Here is a 21,773-nt window from a genome sequence, read left to right on the forward strand (position 1 = left end):
TTCTAAAGAAAATTAGATGGAGGCATATTAATTTTGAATAAAAAGGTGGCAATGGCCGTATTTTTGGCATTTGTTCTATTTTTTTCAATCAGTGCAATTCAGGCAAGTGATGTTAATGTGGATGGGCCTAGTCTGAATTCTGGCAATGATGTGTCTCTTCAGATTCAAGACTGCTTTAAATCTGATGAATTGGGAGCAACCAATTCTAATAATGTATCAACTAACGATAATCAAGTCTTTTTAAAGGAAAATGTTAAAAATAAAACGGAATTGTCATCTCCTGCATCAAGGGTCTATGTTAATGGAAGTTATGGTGTTGTTTTAAAGGATGTGAATACAAATAATGTCTTGGCAAACAAAAAAATCAACTTTATTATAAATAATATTGCTTATACGGCCACAACAGATGCTAATGGTATTGCAGGTGTTAATTTGAACATAAACCCTGGAACTTATACCGTAATGGCTTACTTTAATGGAGATAATGATTTTGAAGTTAGCAATTTAACGTCTGAAGTTAGAATAGCGTCCACCATTCAGGCAAAAAACCTAACAAAATACTATAATGGGGCCACACAATACATGGCTAAATTCCTTGACAGCAAAGGAAATCTTTTGGTAAATAAAATTGTTACCATAACAGTTAATGGAAATTCATACACGAGGAAAACCAATAGTAAAGGCCTCATAAGCCTGCCAATGAATTTCAAGCCGGGCATTTATAAGGTCGTTTCAACCAATCCCCTTACGGGATATAAGATAACCACCACTTTTGAAATTCTATCTACAATTACATCCTATGACCTTAAGAAAGTCATTGGCGATGATAATAGGTTTGTAGTGAAATTTTTTAAAAAGGATGGCAAGCCATTAGCCAATAAGCAGGTTAAAATCAAAATCAACGGTAAAACTTACAAGTACAAAACGGATTCAAATGGACTTGTAAGTTTATCTTTCAACAGTTATAAAAAAGGCACATATGATGTCGTTTCCTATAATACTGATGGTTTGTCAAAAACCAATAAGGTTACACTTTTTAATGTTGCAATCACCAAATTAACCACTGCAGATAATTTTTACACGTTTCTACCAAATGATGCCAAGGAAATCAAAGTCAAATTCACTACAAGTCTGGGAGGAAATTCAAATTCTGGAAAAAATATTAATGTGAACATTAACGGAGTAACATATTCTAAAAAAACAGATGTTGCGGGAATGATATGTCTAAATGCATCATCATGGGGTAAAGGCATTTATACTGTCAAATTTGATTATTATGGCAACAAATTCTTCAATCCGTCAAGTGCGACAAATCTTGTTACCATACTTGATGGAACTGCTCCAATTTTGACTGCTCAGGGCAGAACAGATTTCGGTTATGGTGCAGGCACCTCATTTAAGGTAGCATTAACTGCTGGTGGAGTTCCTTTAGTCAATAGGATTGTAACCTTTACGATTGGAGGAAAAAGTTACACCGATATTACTGATAATAAAGGAATAGCCTCAACACCTATCAATCTTGATATTGGAAATCATGTGGTTGATTGCAGGTCTTACGATGAATTTAAAGTCAATGGAACTTCCGAATCTTTTATAATCAATGTCTTTAAAAGAAGCGACTCCAAATTAACATGGGAATGCGGAACTTCCTACAAGGATTCGTCGCAGACCTTTAAGGTTTCACTGACAGATTCCAGTGGAAAGCCTATTCGTGACGGAAATGTCGAGCTGACAATTGATGGTGAAACATACACCGCAAAGACTGCATCAAATGGCTATGCGGAATTCACAACCAGTGTCGCATTGGGAAAATATAAGGTTTCGGTCACCTTCACGGGCAACAACGATTATCTTCCTTCTTCAACATCCAGCTCCATAAATGTCGAGCTTTCCAAATTTGGAAAGGGGCTTAATGAGAAGAATGCGGGTTCAGGTTCAAGTGCATATGGCAAGTCATCCAGTCACTGTCCGGTCAACAATGCAAAGATTAAGGCTTTAGTAAAATCGTTAACCAGTGGCCTGACTAATAATGTTGACAAGGTGAAAGCTATTTTCAACTATGTAAGGTACAACATAACCTATGTCTTTTATTATAATACTCGTCGTGGCGCAGTAGGCACATTGAATGCCAAATCAGGCAATTGTGTTGACAAATCACACTTGTTGGTTTCCATGTACCGGACAGCAGGGTTTAAAGCAAGATATGTCCATGGCAGATGTCTTTTTAGCAGTGGCTATATCGGGCATGTCTGGACTCAGGTTTTGGTTGACAACACATGGATTTGCGGAGATCCTAGTAATAGAATCAATGATTTGGGAAAAATAGCTAACTGGAATACCAATTCCTATAAAATACGCGGCAAATACGTAAGTCCACCGTTCTAAAATATTATTTTAAATTTAATTTTTTTCACCAACACCTATTTTCTACTTTTGCGACCCCTTCAAGCAAAACTTTAATAAATGATGGTTACTAAAAGTATAAAATGTTATATTTATTAACAAATTATTTAATCAAAATTATTAAGGAGCAAATATTATGGCTATAGATAACGGAGATTTTGTTAGAGTAAACTTTACTGGAAAAGTTAAAGAAACTGATGAAGTATTTGACACTACTTATGATGAAGTTGCACAGGAATCTGGAATTTTCGATGAAAATAAAACCTACAAACCAATTCCAATTGTTGTAGGAGGAAATCACTTATTGCCTGCTATTGAAGAAGCTATCAAAGGTTTAGAAGAAGGCGAAACTAAACATATTGAAGTCGAATCAGATAATGCATTCGGTCCTAGAGACCCTAAAATGATTCAATTAGTGCCTATGAAAGAATTCAAAAAGCAAGGCATGAACCCTGTTCCTGGAATGAGAATTAATGCTGAAGGATCTTCAGGTAAAATCTTAACCGTAAATGGCGGAAGAGTGAAAGTGGATTTCAACCATGAATTAGCCGGAAAAGACTTGATTTACGATGTTGAGGTAACTGAAGTAATTGACGATGACGATGATAAAATCAAAAGCATGATTGAGTTACACTACTCCAATCCTAACGTGGACATTGACAAAACCGAAATTGACATCGTTGACGGTGTTGCAAACATCAAGTTGGATGAAATGGCTAAATTCGACCAACAATCCTACATGGATGTTACCTTTGCAAGATTCAGAATTGCTAAAGACATCTGGGAAAACATCGAAGGAATCACCAAAGTCAATTTCGTAGATGAATTCGAAAAAAGGGAAGAGTCATCTGAAGAAGAAGATGAAGAATAGATTCCCTAATTTTTTATTTTTTTAAACAATAATGTTGAAATTATCACTAATAAATAGTTTCAGCATTATATTGACCAGTTTAAGCGGCATCATATTTCCTGGCTCTTGATATGGAATCACCGGTGACTCCATTTTGTTATCGAATTGCAGTTGCCAATTTCTCATGATGCCTTTGATTTTGCTTGCCGCTGGTCTTAACCTATTTCTTAGCATTAAAAAAAAGCACCGGGTGCCTGACCGATGCCTCATTTATCTTATTTTTATTTCTGCTCGTTGCTGTATTCAAGCAGTCTTCCAACATGGCGAGTTTCAAAGAACATGTCTTTTTTAGCCATGATTATCATAACTGTAAGCACTGTTATCACTATTGTCTCCAGGCACTTTGTTTCAGGAGTCAACGCTATTTTCTCCTGCATGAAATTGACGAAGAAATGGAATATCATGCAAGCTAATATCGAACGGTCGCTTTCAAGATAGACCCATGTAATGACAAATCCCATAGGGATTCCGCTCACAAAAAAGTTAATCACATAAAGGGGATTCACCATAAGTCCTGCCTGATAGGTTCCTTGAATAAAGATTAAAGGCAAATGCCATAAAGACCATAGCACTCCAAAAATCATGGATTCCCAAAACCAGTTCATATAGTTACCAATTGAATCCTCACAGTATCCTTTCCATCCCACTTCCTCAATTATCGAAGCAATCGTAATGGTGATAAATGCTCCGGCTATTCCAACGCCGGTAAAGGAAAAGCTTTCAGTAAAGGAAAACTGGCTAAGTGGCTGTCCAAATAGCAGCGACAAGAGAATGGAACAGACTATTACAATCGCAAATACGATCACGGCCCAAACTACATTCAGCCATTTTACTTTGTAAAAGCCGATGATCTTATTCTTAAAGTCTTTTTTAAGCGCATCTGAGCCGGAGGCCATAATGAAAACTGTAGACACGATAGCCGGAGCCATAAGGCCTATCAGCATGAGTAATGGGCTGATGCTTTCAGGCAAAAAGATCGCCGGAATCCAAAATATCCAGGTAAAAACATACGCCAGAGCAAAAAAGAGAACAGGCTTATATTTGTATTTTTCCGTACTGCTCACTCGACCGCCTCCATATCGCTCTTATCAATCAGGTCGTAAATGAAACTCATAGTTCCGCTCTCTGCCCCGAGAAGTTTTTCTGTCATGTCTATAAAGACGAAAATATCTCGTTCATTGAATCCACCTTCATTAAATGTGCTGTCGCTGATGATAAGGAGCATCTTAACGCGCTCGGGGATGTTGTCGCATTCAAAGATGCCTTCATTTATTCCCTCTTTTACAACTTCAGATAAGAGGGGGGTAATCGTATCAATCAATTTTTTTCTGACCTTATGGTGCATTAGCACATTCTCCGGCTGGAAAAGAGTGTTCTTTATGGGTTCTTCCTCTTCGGTAGGCTTCATCGATGCAATTATCCCGACTATTTTTTGCGGTACGGGAATGTCCGTTGCGATAATCTGCTTTGCCATTTCGGTCTCACTATCAATCATCATGTCTATGACTTCTTCGAGCATCTGCTCCTTGCTTTGGAAATGGTAGTAGTATGTGCCTTTAGCTATCTGTGCTTTTTCTATGATTTCGTCAACGCTGGTATTCTCGTATCCCTGTGTGAGAAACATATCATAGCCTATCTTTAACAGCTCTTTTTTCCTTTTTTCACCTTTTTTCATAGTTGCCTCCAAATAGGCCATTGGCCTGTTTTTATATTATGATTAACCCCATATTCTTGTCAATCATTTTTCGACTATCAGTCGGTTTTTCTTGTTTTTAATATAAAAATTATAGTATATAAATGTTTTCACTGGGAATTAATCATTAACAAACAGTCATATATCATGTTTTAATGACTATAATTATTTAAAATCGCTACAATTTTTCTAAATGGCTTCAACAAGCCTTAAATAAGTTTTAAACCATATATTATCTAGCAAAAGGCCTCAAAACATAGGTATGGTGGGAGGTAGATAAACATGAAATTGTTATTTTTAAGTAATGTTTGTGTATTAATCAGTTCAGTTTTTCACAGGGCTGTATTGGTGTTCTTTCCATGCATCTCCGAGGAGGTGAGAACGGTGGAGTTGATTATTTTCACGATTGGAACATATTGGTTTAATATCGCTTCAGTTATTAGATCACTAATGATTCTAATAAAATGTAGAAGATAATAACTCAAATTTTCACTTCCATTTAACTGGTAATTAAATATAAACGATTCAATGATGGGCTTTGAAAACCAAGTTTTCGTGAGGCCTTTTTCCCGGAGAGAACACTGTTTAATTACCTCATTTTACAAAAATAGTTAAATTTATATAATAATTTGATAATAAGATTATACAAGAGAATTACTTTTAAAGTAAACCTCTATGGAGATGCAAATCTATATTTTTTAATGTCTACTGTGAATATTGTGGGGAGTTATCTCTGCAATAAGACATTAAATCTGACTTTTTTAGCACTGATTTTCGGATATTTATTTGAACAATAATGCTTTTGTTTATTTAACACTAATTTAAATACTATTTTCAATAAATTATCATTCATGTTAGAACTTGATGAACTTTTAGCCATTTTCAATAAGGGCGAAACTTTAACGATGGATGAAGAGGCGACCTTGACCTGCAATTATTATTCGCAGGAAGCTCAAAAGATTACCTGTGAGATTAACTGCAAGTATCATGATCTGGATGAAATTCGTGATTTGTTCTCTAAGCTGATAGGCAAGAAGGTCAGTGATGACTTCAGAGTTTTTCCTCCATTCACCACGGATTTTGGAAAAAATATCCATTTGGGTGAAAATGTTTTCATAAACTCCGGCTGCAGGTTTCAGGATCAGGGCGGAATTTACATAGGTGATAATGCATTGATTGGCCATAATGTTGTTCTGGCCACATTGAACCATGAGGAAAACCCATCTAAAAGGGGCAACTTAATTCCTGCACCAATAAAAATAGGAAATGACGTGTGGATAGGCTCAAATGCTACAATACTTTCCGGTGTAACGGTTGGAAATGGGGCGATTGTTGCGGCAGGGGCTGTCGTTACAAAAGACGTTAAGGAAAACACTGTCGTTGGCGGAATTCCTGCCAGATATATCAGGGACATCAGGATGGATTAAAGCTTTTCGCCATTGTGTATGCCGATAATCCCTGGGATTTCTTTCACTTTAAGCTTAAAAATGGCTTCCATGCCTTCATTTTCAAACAAAACGCACTTTTTTTCCAGAACCTTGCTTGTAAGCAATGCCGCTAGAGGCGGCGTTATGACAAAAATTGAGTTGTTCTCTTTTAATGCTTCGACAGTTTCATCACTTAACATTCCTTTTCCAATATGGACTTTAACACCGGCTTCGCTTAATTTAGGAATTGTCGATTCTATTTCAACTTTGCTGCTTGTTGTTGGAGCGATTCCAGCATCACTAAATGCGGTGTGCATTATCACTGACCCATTCAAATCAAAGGGGACTTCGTTTTCTTTTATCAGTTCAACAAGTTGGGGCAATGCCGCATCACGGCCTGTATAGATGGTTCCGGAAATTGAAATCTGGTCTCCAACATTGAGGTTTGTTAAATCCTCATCGCTAATTGGTGCTGTCAAGTGCTTCATGAATATAGTTGTGGTTAAGGGTTAATATAAATATTATATTTAGATAAAATGTATATCATGTATAAAAAAGTAATATTATTCTTACTTATTCTATTGTTATCTGTTAATTTTGCAGCGGCATCAGACAATAGCACTATCGATGATGCGGATGTCCCTCATGTTTCGGGTAATGATTTTGAAAGTATAAGGGACACAATCAATAATGTTGAAGAAAATGGTGTGGTTGAACTCAATGGAACTTATCATAGCAATGATGGGTATATTAACATTTATAAATCAGTTACTCTTCAGGGGTCTGAAAAAGGTGCTGTTCTTGATTTCGAAGGTTATGGAGCATTTCGTATTTATGATTCCAATGTCACTTTAAAAAATTTGAAGTTTGTCAATACGGAGGGGTCAAGTACTATGGTTTTTGTTTCAAATTCAAACCTAACAGTAATCAATTGTACTTTTGAAGACATAAGCTATTATGCGATTGATTTTCAGGGGTATTCGTTAATAGTGGATGGTTGCGAATTTAGCAACAGCAATTATTGCGGAATAACTTCCGATGCGGACAATGTTCTGATTAAGAATTCTGTTTTTACGGAACATGAGGAAGGTTGTATCGGAGGGTTTAGTAAAAAATTAACGGTTGAAGATTGTATGTTCATGAATTTAATTGGATATTCAATCGGCACTGAGTCTGATGAGGTTTATTTAAATAGAAACCTGTTTAAAAATAGCTATGAGGAAGGCGGCAGTGCAAGATTATTCTCAAATAAGTCTTCTGTCAAAAATTGTATTTTTGATGGCCCTGGGAGTTTAATAGTATTTAGCACTTCAGAAATTCTAAACTGCAATTTCACTAACGGTAATTTGGTCGTTGTTGACCCTGTAAAAGTGAATGTTAAAGGTTCAGTATTCAAAGGCGGCTCTCATGTCACTTGTCATGATGATATTGTGAAAAATATCAACATCATAAATAATGAATTTGACGGGAATTGTATTAGGGGGGAGTTCTCTTATTCAAACATGAAAGTCATAAACAACACTGTCGGCGGAAGTTTTGTTTATATTGAAAACGATGACTTGACCAAAGTCTCCATTACGAATTCTCAATTTTCAAACAATGTATTTAAAGGCGACATGTTTGTATCTAATTCTTATAAGGATGTGGTGTTCAATAACAACATATTCAGCAATAATACATGCAAGCGCATAGCATATCTTGATTTTGAGGAGAAGGGCACTGTCCAAATAACCAACAATATCTTCTCCAATAATCTGGATGGGAATGGGGATTTGGCTCAAATTACAATGAGTCTTTATTATGAGGAGTATATGGACTCCAATTATGAACCTATGGTCAAATATCTAACTAAAGAGAAGATTGGAAATAATTTCCTAGGTTTCAATGTGCAAAACGATTATGATCTTGAAAATGTTGTAGGAATTGAAGGTCATAATGCTTCTTGGATCAATGTCGAATTCAAGCAGGTCAGCTTGGTGGATGGAAACTACACATATTCCCTGAATTTCATCGATAGAAACGGCAAGGTTTATAAACTTCCAGCTTACAATTTCAAAATTCAGGATAAAAAAACAGGCAATATTCTAGTGGACAACATTCAGATTAAAGATGGAAAAGCAACATTCAGCTACAATAAAAAGCTTTCTTTAGATGACATATTCATCTTAACAGAAGCGGGCAATGTTGTGAATAGACCTAAGGCCGAAATAACTATTAAAAGAACAGGCACTACCTTTGATGATACTAAAATCACTGTGAGTTTGTCCTATCAGGGCAAGGCGCTTAAAAATCAGGTTGTGAACTTCGATATTTATGAGTATGAAACCGCTAAGTCTAAGTACATTCATGAAAGTAGTTCAAGAACCAACAGCAATGGTGTTGCAACCTTGGATTATGATCTAGATGTTTCAAGACATCACTATGACATTAAAGCAATGTATGCAAGTAAGGATTTTTCACAGGTTTCAGTTACAATTAAGAATATTAAGGTTAAGACATCCAATGTCATCTTTAAGACTTCAAAAGTAGTAACTACCTACAAATCCGGCAAAACTTTGGATGTTAAGGTACTGGATGCAAAAACCAAAAAGCCTGTGAAAAATTGCGGGGTGGACGTTTATCTCAGGAAGGGAAGCATAAATTATTGCTATGTTCTAAACTCTGATTCTAATGGTATGGTTCACGCACCAGTATCCACTTTCGGTAAGTTGGGCACATTCAATGTTTTTGTTGAATGCGGTGATGAGAATCATGTGGCTAAAACCGTTAAGACAACATTCACTTTAAACAAGGCTAAAACAACAGTCAATATTGACAGTTCAGTTAAAAAGTCATCAAGTATAAAGATAACGGTTAAAAATAAGGCCACCAATAAGCCGGCTAACAATGTCAAGGTCACTGTTAAGGTTTACACTGGCAAATCCTACAAAACCTATAACTTAAAGGCTAATTATAATGGAATTGCCTACATAAGTGCCAATAAACTCAGTTTGGGAACTCATAAGGTCGTTGTTTCATCAAATGATGAAAAATACACAGTTTCCAAGAGTGCTAATGTTAAAATTGTTAAATAGATTACAGATTTAATCTATTTATTTTCTTATTTTTTTTAAAAATTTTTAATTTTCCACTTTTCTAATAACATATTTAAATGTTTATCAACATATATATTACACATTCTATATTTATTTATGATAAATATATTAGGAGATTAAAAATTGATTATTATTGATGAGAATTTATGTAAAGGATGTCATCTTTGCTTATTCATGTGTTATAAGAATGTATACGCAATATCTCCTGAAGTTAACAAGAAAGGTGTCCAACTGCCTTTTGTTAAGTTTGAAGAGAGATGCACTAAATGCGGTACTTGTGAAGTTGCATGTCCTGACCAAGCGATTACAGTTGACTTGCCTGACAATTGGTGGATGAAAGAGGGCAATGATGTGAATTTCAATCCGCACTTTACAAAGGAGAAATAAAAATGGCTGAAGAATTTTTTATTCAAGGAAATGAAGCATGTGCTAAAGGAGCAATAGCTGCAGGCTGTAGATTTTTTGCAGGTTATCCGATTACTCCATCAACTGAAGTTGCAGAAACTTTAGCAAGGGAATTGCCAAAGGTTGGAGGTTCATTTGTTCAGATGGAAGATGAAATTGCTTCTGCCGGTGCAATCATTGGCGCTTCTTGGGGAGGAGCCAAGTCAATGACTGCAACATCCGGTCCGGGCATTTCTTTAATGCAGGAAAATATAGGTTATGCATTCATGAGCGAAACTCCTATTGTAGTTGTGGATGTTCAAAGGGGATCTCCGTCAACAGCCCAGCCGACAATGGCTGCACAGGGAGACATGATGCAGGCCCGTTGGGGTTCTCACGGGGATTACGAACCGATTGCATTATCCCCATCAAGCGTACAGGAATTCTTTGATTTCACAATTAAAGCATTCAACCTTGCAGAAGAGTATAGGGTTCCGGTATTTGTAATGGCTGATGAAGTAATAGGGCACATGAGAGAAAAGATAGTCGTTGAAGACGATATTGAAATCGTTGCAAGAAAAAGACCTGAAAAGAGTGATGATTACTTGCCGTTTGAAAATGTTGAAAACGGAACAACTCCAATGCCGGCATTTGGTGATGGATTCAATATTCACGTAACCGGCCTTACCCACGATGAAAGGGGATATCCTGATACCAACAACCCTGAAACTCATGACAAGCTTATCCAAAGGATTTGTGATAAGGTATTGAACAATAAGGATAAGATCTGCTCTGTCAAATCCGAAAACTGTGAAGATGCAGACATAGTTATAGTATCTTATGGTGCTCCAGTCCGATCAGTAGTTGAAGCGGTAAGCAGAACCGATAAAAAAGTTGGTTACATCAAGATTCATACACCATGGCCTTTCCCTGATGAGCAAATTAAAGAGCTTACTAAAAATGCCAGTGACGTATTGGTTGTTGAAATGAACTTAGGTCAGATGTATTATGAAGTTGACAGGGCATGTAAGGATGCTAATGTTCATCTGTTGGGAGTAATTGGCGGATTGCTGCCAACCCCAGATGAGATTTTAGACAAGATTGATGAGATAGGAGGAAACTAAAATGGCTGAACATAAACAAAATAGATTTCTCCCTTATTTAAGAGAAGACAGATTGCCTCATATTTTCTGTCCAGGCTGTGGAAACGGAGCTATTATCAATGCATTTCTGGCCGCTATGGAAAAGGCAGAAATGGATTTCGACAACATCGCAATGGTTTCCGGAATAGGATGTTCCTCAAGGATTCCGGGATATCTGAAATGCGATTCCCTTCACACCACTCACGGAAGGGCTATAAGCTTTGCAACAGGTCTTAAAACAGCTAACAAGGATTTGGACGTTGTTGTATTTACTGGAGACGGTGATGCTGCATCCATTGGTGGTAATCATTTGATTCATGCGGCTAGAAGAAACATTAATTTAACTGTAATCTGTATCAATAATAATATTTATGGTATGACTGGGGGTCAAATCAGCCCTACATCTCCTAAAGGCAGTTTCGGAACAACTGCACCTTACGGCAATCATGATGCTCCATTTAAGTTGGCAGAACTTGTTGCGGCTGCAGGTGCAAGCTATTCAGCAAGATGGACAACTGTTCAAATGGAAAACTTGGTCCTTGCAATTAAAGCGGGATTGGAAAACCCTGGGTTTTCATTCATTGAAGTTGCAACTCAATGTCCAACTTACTTCGGTCGTAAAAATAAGTTGAGAACTCCTACTGCAATGGCGGCAGTCATGAAAGCGAATACCATATTCAAATCTGCTGCAGACAGGATGAAACCGAAAGAACTGGAAGGCAAAATTGTCGTTGGTGAATTTGCAAACACTCAAAAAGATGAATTCACAGAGAACATTGATAAAATAAGTGTAGAAAAATCTGGTAAGAAAACTCTTATCAATTCTGCATATGAAGCGGAGTTATAGGTGTATAATATGAGAACTGAAATTAGAATTTGTGGATTTGGAGGCCAAGGAATTATTCTTGCAGGCATCATATTAGGTAAATCTGCATGTCTTTTTGACGGAAAAGAAGCTGTTCAAACCCAATCATATGGTCCTGAAGCCCGTGGCGGTGCTTCCAAATGCGAAGTTGTTATTAGCGACACTGAAGTCGATTATCCTAAAGTCCAAAGTCCAGATATTTTAGTGGCTATGTCCAACGAAGCTTTGATGAAATATATTGTGGATTTGAAAGATGAGGGGACATTGATTGTTGATCCTGGAACAACTGATGTTGAAGATGTAAGGGAATTTATTGATGAACATAATATTAAAGTTTATGAAGCTCCTGCAACCAAGACAGCCACTGATGAAATAGGTCTTAAGATAGTGGCAAACATTGTCATGGTGGGGGCCATTACAAAAATTACTAAAGTCATATCTAAGGAATCTGCTATGAAAGCTATTGAAGCAAGCGTTCCAAAAGGAACCGAAGAGAAAAACATCTCTGCTTTTGAAGCAGGATATGCATTAGCTGAAGAATAGGTGTTAAAATGAGATTTTTTGAAAGTGTAGCAAAACAAATTTTTCAAGATGAAGGAATTCCAATCCTAGAAGGCCATGTTGCAAATTATCCTGAAGAAGCAATGAGCATTTCTTCAGAGATGGGTGTACCTGTTGTTATCAAAGCACAAGTTTTAACCGGTGGAAGAGGTAAAGCCGGTGGTGTGAAATTCGCAAACAACCCTGGTGAAGCATTGAAAGTTTCTGAAGAAATTTTAGGAATGGAAATTAAAGGCGAAAAGGTAAAACATTTGCTGGTTGAAGAAAAAGCCGAAATCTTGCACGAATTTTTCGTAACTGTTTCTGTTGACAGGGGCGCTAGAAAGCCTGTAATTCTGGCAAGTAAAGAAGGCGGGGTGGAGATTGAAAACTTGGCCAAGACAAACCCTGAAAAAATCATTAAGTACTACCCTAATCCTTTGCTTGACTTTTTGCCTTATGAAGCACGTGAGATTGCACGTAAAATGGAGGTTCCTTCAGAGCTAATCTCCCCTATGGGAGACATGATATGGAAATTGTATAATGTATTTAAAAAATATGATGCTGAAACCGCAGAGATAAACCCATTGGTTTTAACTCCGGATGGTTTAATTGCAGCCGATGCAAAAATGGTGGTTGAAAACGATTCATTATACAGGCACCAGGATTTGGTTGACAGGTTGCACTATAAGAAAAAGGCTGTGGACTTCGTTCAATTGGATGGGGATATTGCCGTAATCGGTAATGGTGCAGGTTTAACACTGACTGCTATGGACATGATTAAGCTTAACGGCGGAGAGCCGGCAACATTTTTGGATATTGGTGGTGGCGCTTCCGCACAGATTATTAATCAGGCTTTAAATATTGTATTGAACTATGATCCGGTTAAAGTGGTATTTTTAAATGTTTTAGGGGGTATTACTAAGGCAGATGATGTTGCACGTGGTGTAATCGAAGCCTTAAATCAGTCTGAACGTGAAATTAATATTGTAATCAGATTGACCGGTACTAACGAAGAGGAAGGTCAAAGGCTTTTAGAGGAAGCGGGAATTCCATATGAGACATCTATGGAGAAAGCTGCCCGTAAGGCCGTTGAAATTTGTGAAGAACTTAAGGCTGAAGGCAAATAAAATGAAATTCTTTGCTATCAATGGGTCTCCTAGGAAAAACTGCAATACTGCCCAGCTTTTGGATAAATCTCTTGAGGGAGTCAAATCCGTTTTCCCGGACGCTTCAACTGAGAGAATAGATTTGTACGATTTCCCTTTTAATGGGTGTAAGAGCTGTTTTGCATGTAAAATAAGAGATGGGAAACATTATGGCAAATGCGTTCAAAATGATGATTTTAAACCTATTCTAGAGGAAGTAGTTCAAGCCGATGGTATTATTTTAGGTTCTCCAATCTACTTCAGTGATGTCACAGGAAATATGAGATGCTTTTTGGAAAGGTTCATGTTTCCATTCTTGGCATACAGCAAGACTGAAACCGTGGAACACAAGAAGATGCCTCTGGCTTATATCTACACCATGAATGCTTCTGAAGACATTTCCTATCAGATAGGATACCACGACCTTCATGACCACTTCGAAATGGGCTTGAGCATGGTTTTCACAAAACCGGAACATCTCTATGTCTATGACACCTATCAATTTAAGAATTATTCAAAATATGTTTCTGACGCTTTTGACGAAAGTGAAAAGAAACGTGTCCGCCAAACACAATTCCCGAAAGATTTAAAAAACGCATTTGAACTTGGAAAAAGGGTAGCTATTCGAGCAGAACAACACGACTGATTTCAGATTCGTTGACTATATCTTTACCGCATTCATCACCTATTTTTTTTGCAAATTCTTTGACCTCATCAAACAGTGGCATATTGTCCAGGCTTAGTCGTTTACGTGATGAGCCAACACACATGTACGCTTTGACTTCCACAAAATCGGGGTCTGCTTTTTTTATTAGCTTTGCATACTCTTCAGGGTTTTCCATATTTCTGCCACGAACGCATGTGTTTCTTATACATGTACGTGAGTTAAAGCTAGCCAATGTTTCAAGTGATTCATTTAAATTGCTCCAAGCATCATTTATTCTGGGTCTGCACACATCATTAAATATTTTCTCGTTAGGTGCATCCAAGGAAAGGTATAGTTGATATGGATCATTTTCAAGGTTTCTTAGTCGCTCGACGCACTGGCCGTTACTTACGACAAAGGTTGTAAAGTCACGTCGGTTGAACTCTCCAATCAGCTCGTCAATTTTTGGGTAAAGAGTGGGCTCGCCGGCTAGGGAGATGGCTGCATTGGTTGGTTTTTTCAGCTCTTCCAGCTTCTTTCTATTTGCCTTGTCATTTCCATAATAGCCGCATAGCAAATTATTCTGGGCTTTGATGGCTTCGTCTATTATTGTTTTTGGGTCGTCATATTCGTCATCTTCCCAGCGGGTTTGGGTATAGGTCAAATCTCTCCAGCAGAATTCACATTCCTGCTGGCAATTTGGGACTGCAGGAGACATTTGAAGGCATCTGTGTGATTGGATGCCGTAGAATTTTTCCTTATAGCAAACTCCCTTATCTACAATACTTTGGCGGGTCCAATGGCAGGTTTTTACAGCCGCATGCCCATGAGTCCCGACGAAACGGTATCCGCTTTTTTCTAATTTTTCTATCTGGCTTTCATTGAATGACATAAAATCATTTTAATTTTTAAATTTGCTAGTATATACATTTTTATATGCTCAAATTAATTTATCAAATATTGAACAAAAATGTATTATAATTATTTAATCTATTTATATGTTTATTTTTTATAATTTAAATTATGAGATTATGGAATAAACAACAGGAAAAGTTATTTTTTATCAACTCAAAAGAAATCAAATCCGTCAGGCAGTTGTTTTACAGGGCTGATGACGGGAGATATTTGGCCTATTGGCCCAAAAGGTATCGCGGTAGAAAATCCACTCTTCAGGCCAGAAATTCTTTGATTGGAAATTACACTGAAAACTGGGTCAGTGAATTGTTCAATTCCCTGATTGGCGATGACCTTTTTGTCGTTCAGCAGGCAAGAATTCCATCAGTTGGAATCACATCCAATTCTCCCGCAGATATTGTAATCGCAACGGAGGATAAAAAAATTTTAAAGGCATCGCAGGTAAAACTAATATGTGAGGTTAAGATGTCTTTGGTGTGGAATTGGGAGTATGATCCCACTTCAGGCACTGTCCGTGAAGTCGGAGATTACAGGACCCATCAGGGAAAACCGTCTTTCACACGTTCAGATTCAATCTTAAAAGCTATTGGTAAATGCATTGATGTTAGGGTATCAAACTTTGAATCGACCAAAATTCCCATTGTGGTTTTGGGAAACACTCCTCTATCCAATGGTTTTTCTAAAAAAGCGGACTATCTTAAACATTCTGGGTTGATTCAAGGATTTTGGTCTCTAAATCCGTTTCCACTAAATCATGGAAATACTCGCAAGACCACTCCCAAGGGAGGTTTTGTCAGATTTGACAATACTGATGAGTTGAAACGGCATTTAAACCAATTGTTTATCCAGGATTTGAATTTCTTTTCAGGCATGGAAAGCCCAAAGAATTTAGGCAAGTTGATTGAAATAGCTAATTGCGAAAATACCTGTGAAAATAAGGGATTGAAATTTTTAAACCTTCTAAAGGGGTCTTAAAGTGACAAGAAAAACTCAAACTTCTTCATTCGGTTCAGTTTTAAGGGAATCCCATAGCTCAAAAAAGTTTTACAACTCAAAATTATTTGAGGATTTCAAGATTCCTAAAAAAATTGAATATAAGGAGTCAAAAATACCTGATTGTGATTTGAATAAGTTATATTGCAAATCCAGTGAAAACATGGATGAGATTCCGGACAGCAGTATTCATTTGATGATTACTTCTCCACCTTATAATGTTGGAAAGGAATATGATGAGGATTTGGCGCTGGATGAGTATCTTGATTTGCTGACTGCCGTTTTCCGCGAGTCCTACAATAAGTTAGTAACCGGCGGCAGGGCTTGCATCAACATAGCAAATATTGGCAGAAAGCCATATGTTCCTCTCCATGCAATGGTGATTGAAATAATGCTTGGTTTAGGATTTCTAATGCGGGGCGAGATTATTTGGGATAAATCCGCCAGTGCTGGAGGGTCATGTGCATGGGGAAGCTGGATGTCCGCTTCCAATCCTGTGCTTAGGGATTATCATGAATACATTCTGGTCTTTTCAAAGGAATCATATTCCAAAAATAAAACGCAGGATAAAAGGGATACAATAACTCGTGATGACTTCATTCATTGGACTCAAAGCATCTGGACATTTCCGGCTGTGAATGCAAAGCGAATCGGCCATCCCGCCCCATTTCCTGTTGAGCTTCCTCATAGGTTGATTAACCTTTACAGTTATGAGGGCGATGTTGTGCTTGATCCGTTTTGCGGAAGCGGAACAACTTGCATCGCTTCGCTTCAAAATAACAGAAAATATATTGGTTATGACATTGATGAGGATTATATCAAATTGGCTCAAAATAGGATAATTAATCATAAATTTATTTAATAATGTTTTCTAAATATTATAATAATAAAGTAATTGTGGGATTATTATGGATACACCAATAGTGATATTGAATTATAAGACATATTTGGAATCAAGTGGTATGAAAGCTTTAGAACTTGCACATGACTTGGAAAGTGCTGCTAATGAATCTGGAATCACTATGGTTGCAGCTCCTCAAGCGGCAGACATTTATAGAATAAGCGAAGAAGCTTCCCTTCCGATATATGCCCAGCATATTGATCCAATCTCTCCCGGAGGACACACTGGTTCTAGTTTAATCAATACCTTAATTGAAGCGGGTGTAAGCGGTTCACTAATCAACCATTCAGAAAATAGGATGAAATTGGCCGATATCGATGAGGTTGTAAAATTGTGCAGGGGCAACGACATAGAATCATGTGTATGCACTAACAATATTGATACTTCAAAAGCTGTTGCGGCGCTGGCTCCTGATGCTGTAGCGGTCGAACCTCCTGAATTGATAGGTACAGGAATTCCAGTATCTCAAGCACAACCTGAAGTTGTTGAAGATACTGTTAAGGAAGTAAAAGCTATCAATAAGGATATTAAAGTATTGTGTGGTGCTGGAATCACTACTGGTGATGATATGAAAGCCGCAATGGATTTGGGTGCTGATGGAGTGTTGCTCGCATCAGGAATCATCAAGGCTGAAAGTCCAAAAGACGCTTTACTGGATTTAGTAAGTAAATTATAATGTTCGAGTGAGAAAATGGTAGAATTTAACACGATTGACGATTTTGATTTGGAAGATAAAACTGTGCTTGTAAGGGTTGATATAAATGCTCCAGTTGATCCGGGTTCCGGAATCATTTTGGATGATACCAGATTGAAGTTGCATGCAAGGACTATTAAGGAATTGTCTCAAAAGGGGGCCAAGGTAGTAATTCTTGCACATCAAAGCCGTCCTGGAAAGAAAGATTTCACAACTTTATCTCAGCATGCTGATGCGCTCTCAGACATTTTAAATTTAAGGGTGAACTATATAGATTCACTATTCTCAGCTTCTGTTAAGGAAGCTATCCATAATCTCAAACCTCATGAAATTTTATTACTTGAAAATGCGCGCTTTTTCTCTGAAGAGACCCTTTCAAGAAGTCCTGAAGAGCAATCAAAAACATTGCTTGTAAGGCATTTGTCTCCTTTGATTGATTATTTTGTAAATGATGCATTTGCGGCAGCTCACAGGTCTCAAGCGTCATTGGTTGGTTTTACAGTAGACACTCCTTCCGCTGCAGGCCGTGTGATGGAAGAGGAATTAACTGTCATTCAGGATGCGCTCGATAATGTTGAGCATCCATGCGTGTTTTTACTCGGCGGAATGAAACCGGACGATTCAATTGATGTCATGGAGAATGTGTTAAGCAATGGCACTGCAGATTCCATCTTAACTACTGGTATTGTAGGAAATATTGTATTATGGGCTGCAGGAGTTGATATTGGCCAAGTCAATAGGGATTTCATAGCAAGCAGAGGATATGAAGGCATGGTTGAAAAAGCTAAGGACCTGATTGAAAGATTTGGAGATAAAGTTAAGTATCCTATTGATGTTGCCTGTGAAATCGATGGCAAAAGAGTTGACATTGACAATAGCGAAATCCCAAATGAAGCCATTTTTGACATAGGCATTAAGACCATTGCATTTTATGCAAAAGAAATCAGGGATGCCAAATACATATTCGCAAATGGTCCTGCGGGTGTATTTGAAGACCCTAAATTTGCAATGGGTACAGAGGATTTAATAAATGCCATGGCCAGCTCCAATGGATTCTCACTTATAGGTGGGGGACATATTGCAGCGGCCACTGCCGGACTTGGTTTGGAAGACCAGATGAGTCATTTAAGCAGTGGTGGAGGCGCTTGCATTAGCATGCTTGCCGGCAAAAAGTTGGCTGCTGTGGAAGCGCTTAAAAACAGTAAAAAATAATTTTTTTTTTACTTTCTCTTTTTTTTAAAAAAATAAGATTAGCCATTAAATATTTTTAATAGCTCTTCGGATGATTTTTTAGGATTTTCAGAACTCATTATTGCACTTACAACAGACAATCCTCCGATTCCGATATCCATTAGTTGTGATGCATTCTCAAGGGTAATTCCTCCAATGGCTACAACTGGAATGTCAACGGATTCAACAATTTCTTTTAGCTCTTGTTTGCTGACTGATTCGGCATCCGATTTTGTTTGGGTTGGAAATACTGCTCCTGATCCAATATAATCTGCACCATCCTTTTGAGCTTTTTTTGCTTCTTTTACTGTAGCTGCAGAAACGCCTAAAATTTTATCTTCTCCAATAAGCTTTCTTGTAACGTCACATGGCATATCGGATTGCCCGACATGAACTCCATCAGCATCAATGGCCAGTGCAATATCCACCCTATCATTGATAATCAATGGAATTCCGTATTTTGCAGTAATTTCTTTAACTCTCAATGATAAGTTATAAAAGTCAAGGGTATCTGCAGTCTTTTCTCTAATTTGAACAACAGTCACTCCTCCTTTTATGGCTTCTTCAATTGTTTTCAGGAATTTTTCCACATCGTCGCTTCTGTCAGTCACAAGATATAGGGACAAGTCTAGATTTTTCATAGTATCATAATATTTGATTCGTTTACTAAGCTTTCAGCATTAGTCTTGTAAAGGTAATCGATTAAGTATGCTCTGAATGAGCCGGTTCCTTCATCTTTTTCATCAACTTTTGCTCTTGCTTTTTCTCCAGCAAGATTCATTGCCAAAATTGCAACAAGGCTGCCTTCCAATGGTGTTGAACCTCCAATGCAGGTTCCGACAATTGAAGATAACATGCAACCGCTTCCTGTGATTAATGGCATCATGTCGTCTCCGTTGTCTATTGCTATTGTGGTTTTACTGTCGCTTAAAATGTCAATGGGGCCGCTGGCTAGTATGGTTGCATTTAATTTCAATGAGAGTTCTTTAATGATTTCTCCATTTGCAGCTAGATTTTCTTCGGTTATTATGTCGTCAAGGTTAACGTCCACTCCTTTTGCGGTGTTATTCTCATCAATTATTCCAACTAATTTGGCTATTGCTTTGATTTCACTAATGTTTCCGCGAATTGCGGCCATATCATAGTTTTCAATTAAATCTAGGGTTGTTCTGTTTCTAAGTTCGGTTACTCCGACGCCTACTGGGTCCAATACAATTGGAGTGTTTGTTCTATTCGCAGTTTCAGCACTTATCTTCATGGCATTTACCTGTTCTGCACTTAATTTTCCAATGTTTATCACTAATGCATCTGCTATGGTCACCACTTCTTCCAGTTCATCTGCATCTTCTGCCATGAATGGGGATCCGCCAATTGCCAGAACTGCATTTGCACAGTCATTGATTGTTACGGAATTTGTTATGCAATGGGTTAATGGGTTTTTCTCTTTAATGCTTTTTAAAGTTTCGTCAATCTTATCTAGAATAGTGTCTGTCATGATTATTAATTATATTATTTAATATTTATATTTTAATATGATATTTTCTAAAAAAAGGTTGTTTATAGTAAAGTATTTAAATGACAATTGATATAAGTTATATTGTTATATAACATTAACAATATTGCCTCGGTGGCTCAGTCTGGTAGAGCGCGAGACTTGTAATCTCGTGGTCGCGGGTTCAATTCCCGTCCGGGGCTTTAATTTATATTGTTAATTTAAGTTTTTTTCAATGTTTTTATACTCTATAGTAACATTTATATAGTTGTTAATAGATATTACTATTAGTATGTTATCTACATACATATTGTATGTGGGTCCGTAGGGTAGCTTGGTCGATCCTTTGGGCTTTGGGAGCCTGAGACTCCGGTTCAAATCCGGGCGGACCCATTTCAACCCGCCTTAGCTCAATTTGGCAGAGCGTTGGACTGTAGATCCAAATGTTGCTGGTTCAAGTCCGGCAGGCGGGATTTCAATTTATTTATAATTTTTCATATGTGATTTTTTGTGAAATATCTGTTTTTTCCGAAAACTTTATATATGATTAAGATTATAGTAATTGATAGTGTATTTTTACACATGTGCTATTTAAGTGTTGGTTGCCCTGGTGGTGTAGGGGCTATCATGTGGGCCTGTCGAGCCCGCGACTCGGGTTCAAATCCCGGCCAGGGCGCTTCAAGTTCTTAAGTAGTAATATATCGTTTAGGCCTGTAGCTCAGTCTGGCAGAGCGCTTGGCTTTTAACCAAGCGGCCGCGGGTTCAATTCCCGTCAGGCCTGTTTCTAATTTTATATTTTAACTTTTCTATCTGGAGGAAAAAATTTGAAAATAGATATTCAAGACCATATGCTCGTACCAAAGCATGAAATCATGACTGAAGAAGAAATTTCTGAAGAATTTAGTGATGTTGACTATGATTTTAAAGACCTTCCAAAAATAAGGGCTAACGATCCTGTTGTGGAAGCGATAGGTGCTGAGCCGGGTAATGTTTTAAGAATCACTCGTGAAAGCCAAACAGCGGGAGAATTCATTACTTACAGAATTGTAGAAGGGTAAATTTTAGTCTTTAATATAATTTTAGAAAGTAAATTTAATATAGTATAATTTCTGTATTTTTTTGTTTTTTAGAAATTCATATAATAAATTTGAACTTAGTTTGAGAGGAATTATCTTAAAAGGAGATAGTTATGAGTAAATTAAGAATAATGATTAAATGAATTAGTTATTAGGTTTATCCTAATGTATGTGTTGTTTTTATTTATATTATTATTTTTATTGCGTACGTAATGCTGG

22 protein-coding genes and 5 tRNA genes are annotated in these 21,773 nt (G+C 37.3%); 20 read left to right on the plus strand and 7 right to left on the minus strand.

Translation table 11 applies throughout. The features are described from left to right. Window positions 1-33: 33 nt before the first annotated feature. A complete protein-coding gene (locus tag IJE64_RS05395) occupies window positions 34-2,385 on the plus strand; it encodes an Ig-like domain repeat protein (protein ID WP_292783107.1) in 2,352 nt (783 codons plus the stop codon). Between the two features lie 154 nt (window positions 2,386-2,539). Then, window positions 2,540-3,274: a peptidylprolyl isomerase gene (locus tag IJE64_RS05400; RefSeq protein WP_292783110.1), complete on the plus strand. Its 735-nt coding sequence runs from the start codon at window positions 2,540-2,542 to the stop codon at window positions 3,272-3,274. A gap of 21 nt (window positions 3,275-3,295) precedes the next feature. On the opposite strand, the gene IJE64_RS05405 is transcribed toward IJE64_RS05400, so the two are convergent. The 3 genes from IJE64_RS05405 to IJE64_RS05415 form a co-directional block, all read right to left on the minus strand. Continuing rightward, entirely contained in the window at window positions 3,296-3,487 is a 192-nt protein-coding gene (locus IJE64_RS05405; RefSeq protein ID WP_292783113.1) for a hypothetical protein, read from the minus strand. Window positions 3,488-3,534: 47 nt separating this feature from the next. Continuing rightward, window positions 3,535-4,257, minus strand: coding sequence for a CPBP family intramembrane glutamic endopeptidase (locus tag IJE64_RS05410; RefSeq protein WP_292783114.1), 723 nt, complete (start codon window positions 4,255-4,257; stop codon window positions 3,535-3,537). Between the two features lie 116 nt (window positions 4,258-4,373). Continuing rightward, complete coding sequence (locus tag IJE64_RS05415; RefSeq protein ID WP_292783116.1) at window positions 4,374-4,988, minus strand: TetR/AcrR family transcriptional regulator; 615 nt, start codon at window positions 4,986-4,988, stop codon at window positions 4,374-4,376. Window positions 4,989-5,857: 869 nt separating this feature from the next. On the opposite strand from IJE64_RS05415, the gene IJE64_RS05420 reads away from it, so the two are divergent. Then, a complete protein-coding gene (locus tag IJE64_RS05420; protein ID WP_292783118.1) occupies window positions 5,858-6,433 on the plus strand; it encodes a DapH/DapD/GlmU-related protein in 576 nt (191 codons plus the stop codon). Here the strand turns inward: IJE64_RS05420 and IJE64_RS05425 are convergent. Continuing rightward, entirely contained in the window at window positions 6,430-6,921 is a 492-nt protein-coding gene (locus tag IJE64_RS05425; RefSeq protein ID WP_292783120.1) for a fumarate hydratase C-terminal domain-containing protein, read from the minus strand. The two genes, IJE64_RS05420 and IJE64_RS05425, sit on opposite strands and share 4 nt — an antisense overlap. Before the next feature lie 57 nt (window positions 6,922-6,978). Here IJE64_RS05425 and IJE64_RS05430 point away from each other — a divergent pair, with 57 nt between their 5' ends. The 7 genes from IJE64_RS05430 to IJE64_RS05460 all read left to right on the plus strand — a co-directional run bounded on the left by IJE64_RS05430 (window position 6,979) and on the right by IJE64_RS05460 (window position 14,253). Beyond that, window positions 6,979-9,507, plus strand: a complete 2,529-nt coding sequence (locus IJE64_RS05430) for a right-handed parallel beta-helix repeat-containing protein (protein WP_292783122.1) — start codon at window positions 6,979-6,981, stop codon at window positions 9,505-9,507. Between the two features lie 144 nt (window positions 9,508-9,651). Further along, entirely contained in the window at window positions 9,652-9,915 is a 264-nt protein-coding gene (locus tag IJE64_RS05435) for a ferredoxin family protein (RefSeq protein ID WP_292783124.1), read from the plus strand. 2 nt (window positions 9,916-9,917) lie between these two features. Next, on the plus strand, window positions 9,918-11,036 hold the full coding sequence (locus IJE64_RS05440) for a 2-oxoacid:acceptor oxidoreductase subunit alpha (protein ID WP_292783127.1): 1,119 nt from the start codon (window positions 9,918-9,920) through the stop codon (window positions 11,034-11,036). Between the two features lies 1 nt (window position 11,037). Beyond that, on the plus strand, window positions 11,038-11,901 hold the full coding sequence (locus IJE64_RS05445) for a 2-oxoacid:ferredoxin oxidoreductase subunit beta (protein ID WP_292783129.1): 864 nt from the start codon (window positions 11,038-11,040) through the stop codon (window positions 11,899-11,901). A 9-nt stretch (window positions 11,902-11,910) separates the two neighbouring features. Next, the gene (locus IJE64_RS05450; RefSeq protein WP_292783131.1) at window positions 11,911-12,462 is read left to right on the plus strand and encodes a 2-oxoacid:ferredoxin oxidoreductase subunit gamma; all 552 of its coding nucleotides are present in this window, start codon (window positions 11,911-11,913) and stop codon (window positions 12,460-12,462) included. An 8-nt stretch (window positions 12,463-12,470) separates the two neighbouring features. After that, window positions 12,471-13,589: an ADP-forming succinate--CoA ligase subunit beta gene (sucC, locus tag IJE64_RS05455; RefSeq protein ID WP_292783133.1), complete on the plus strand. Its 1,119-nt coding sequence runs from the start codon at window positions 12,471-12,473 to the stop codon at window positions 13,587-13,589. 1 nt (window position 13,590) lies between these two features. Next, entirely contained in the window at window positions 13,591-14,253 is a 663-nt protein-coding gene (locus IJE64_RS05460) for a flavodoxin family protein (RefSeq protein WP_292783135.1), read from the plus strand. Here the strand turns inward: IJE64_RS05460 and twy1 are convergent. After that, window positions 14,228-15,145 carry a 4-demethylwyosine synthase TYW1 gene (gene twy1 / locus IJE64_RS05465; RefSeq protein WP_292783137.1) on the minus strand — a complete coding sequence of 306 codons (918 nt, stop codon included), beginning with the start codon at window positions 15,143-15,145 and terminating at the stop codon, window positions 14,228-14,230. The two genes, IJE64_RS05460 and twy1, sit on opposite strands and share 26 nt — an antisense overlap. 131 nt (window positions 15,146-15,276) lie before the next feature. Here twy1 and IJE64_RS05470 point away from each other — a divergent pair, with 131 nt between their 5' ends. From IJE64_RS05470 to IJE64_RS05485, 4 genes are read left to right on the plus strand one after another with little or no spacing between them, the layout of a single operon-like run. After that, entirely contained in the window at window positions 15,277-16,143 is an 867-nt protein-coding gene (locus IJE64_RS05470; RefSeq protein ID WP_292783138.1) for a hypothetical protein, read from the plus strand. A 1-nt stretch (window position 16,144) separates the two neighbouring features. Continuing rightward, window positions 16,145-17,023, plus strand: a complete 879-nt coding sequence (locus IJE64_RS05475; protein WP_292783139.1) for a site-specific DNA-methyltransferase — start codon at window positions 16,145-16,147, stop codon at window positions 17,021-17,023. 46 nt (window positions 17,024-17,069) lie between these two features. Further along, the gene (gene tpiA, locus IJE64_RS05480) at window positions 17,070-17,738 is read left to right on the plus strand and encodes a triose-phosphate isomerase (RefSeq protein ID WP_292783141.1); all 669 of its coding nucleotides are present in this window, start codon (window positions 17,070-17,072) and stop codon (window positions 17,736-17,738) included. Between the two features lie 15 nt (window positions 17,739-17,753). Next, window positions 17,754-18,968: a phosphoglycerate kinase gene (locus IJE64_RS05485; RefSeq protein ID WP_292783143.1), complete on the plus strand. Its 1,215-nt coding sequence runs from the start codon at window positions 17,754-17,756 to the stop codon at window positions 18,966-18,968. Between the two features lie 38 nt (window positions 18,969-19,006). Here the strand turns inward: IJE64_RS05485 and thiE are convergent, their stop codons facing one another. Beyond that, window positions 19,007-19,627: a thiamine phosphate synthase gene (gene thiE, locus IJE64_RS05490; RefSeq protein WP_292783146.1), complete on the minus strand. Its 621-nt coding sequence runs from the start codon at window positions 19,625-19,627 to the stop codon at window positions 19,007-19,009. Then, window positions 19,624-20,487 (minus strand): hydroxyethylthiazole kinase, encoded by an 864-nt coding sequence (thiM, locus tag IJE64_RS05495; protein WP_394355592.1) that lies wholly within the window; start codon window positions 20,485-20,487, stop codon window positions 19,624-19,626. The genes thiE and thiM overlap by 4 nt, the downstream gene beginning before the upstream one ends. Before the next feature lie 120 nt (window positions 20,488-20,607). On the opposite strand from thiM, the gene IJE64_RS05500 reads away from it, so the two are divergent. The 6 genes from IJE64_RS05500 (at window position 20,608) to IJE64_RS05525 (ending at window position 21,536) form a co-directional block, all read left to right on the plus strand. Beyond that, window positions 20,608-20,681 (plus strand) — tRNA-Thr (locus tag IJE64_RS05500). 115 nt (window positions 20,682-20,796) lie between these two features. Beyond that, a tRNA-Pro gene (locus tag IJE64_RS05505) sits at window positions 20,797-20,871 on the plus strand. A gap of 6 nt (window positions 20,872-20,877) precedes the next feature. Next, window positions 20,878-20,951, plus strand: a tRNA-Tyr gene (locus tag IJE64_RS05510). A gap of 131 nt (window positions 20,952-21,082) precedes the next feature. After that, window positions 21,083-21,154 (plus strand) — tRNA-Asp (locus tag IJE64_RS05515). A 31-nt stretch (window positions 21,155-21,185) separates the two neighbouring features. Continuing rightward, window positions 21,186-21,259, plus strand: a tRNA-Lys gene (locus tag IJE64_RS05520). Between the two features lie 43 nt (window positions 21,260-21,302). Further along, window positions 21,303-21,536, plus strand: a complete 234-nt coding sequence (locus IJE64_RS05525; protein WP_292783196.1) for a DNA-directed RNA polymerase subunit H — start codon at window positions 21,303-21,305, stop codon at window positions 21,534-21,536. Window positions 21,537-21,773: the final 237 nt, after the last annotated feature.

It is taken from the genome of Methanobrevibacter sp. (assembly GCF_017409525.1).
GTDB lineage: Archaea > Methanobacteriota > Methanobacteria > Methanobacteriales > Methanobacteriaceae > Methanocatella.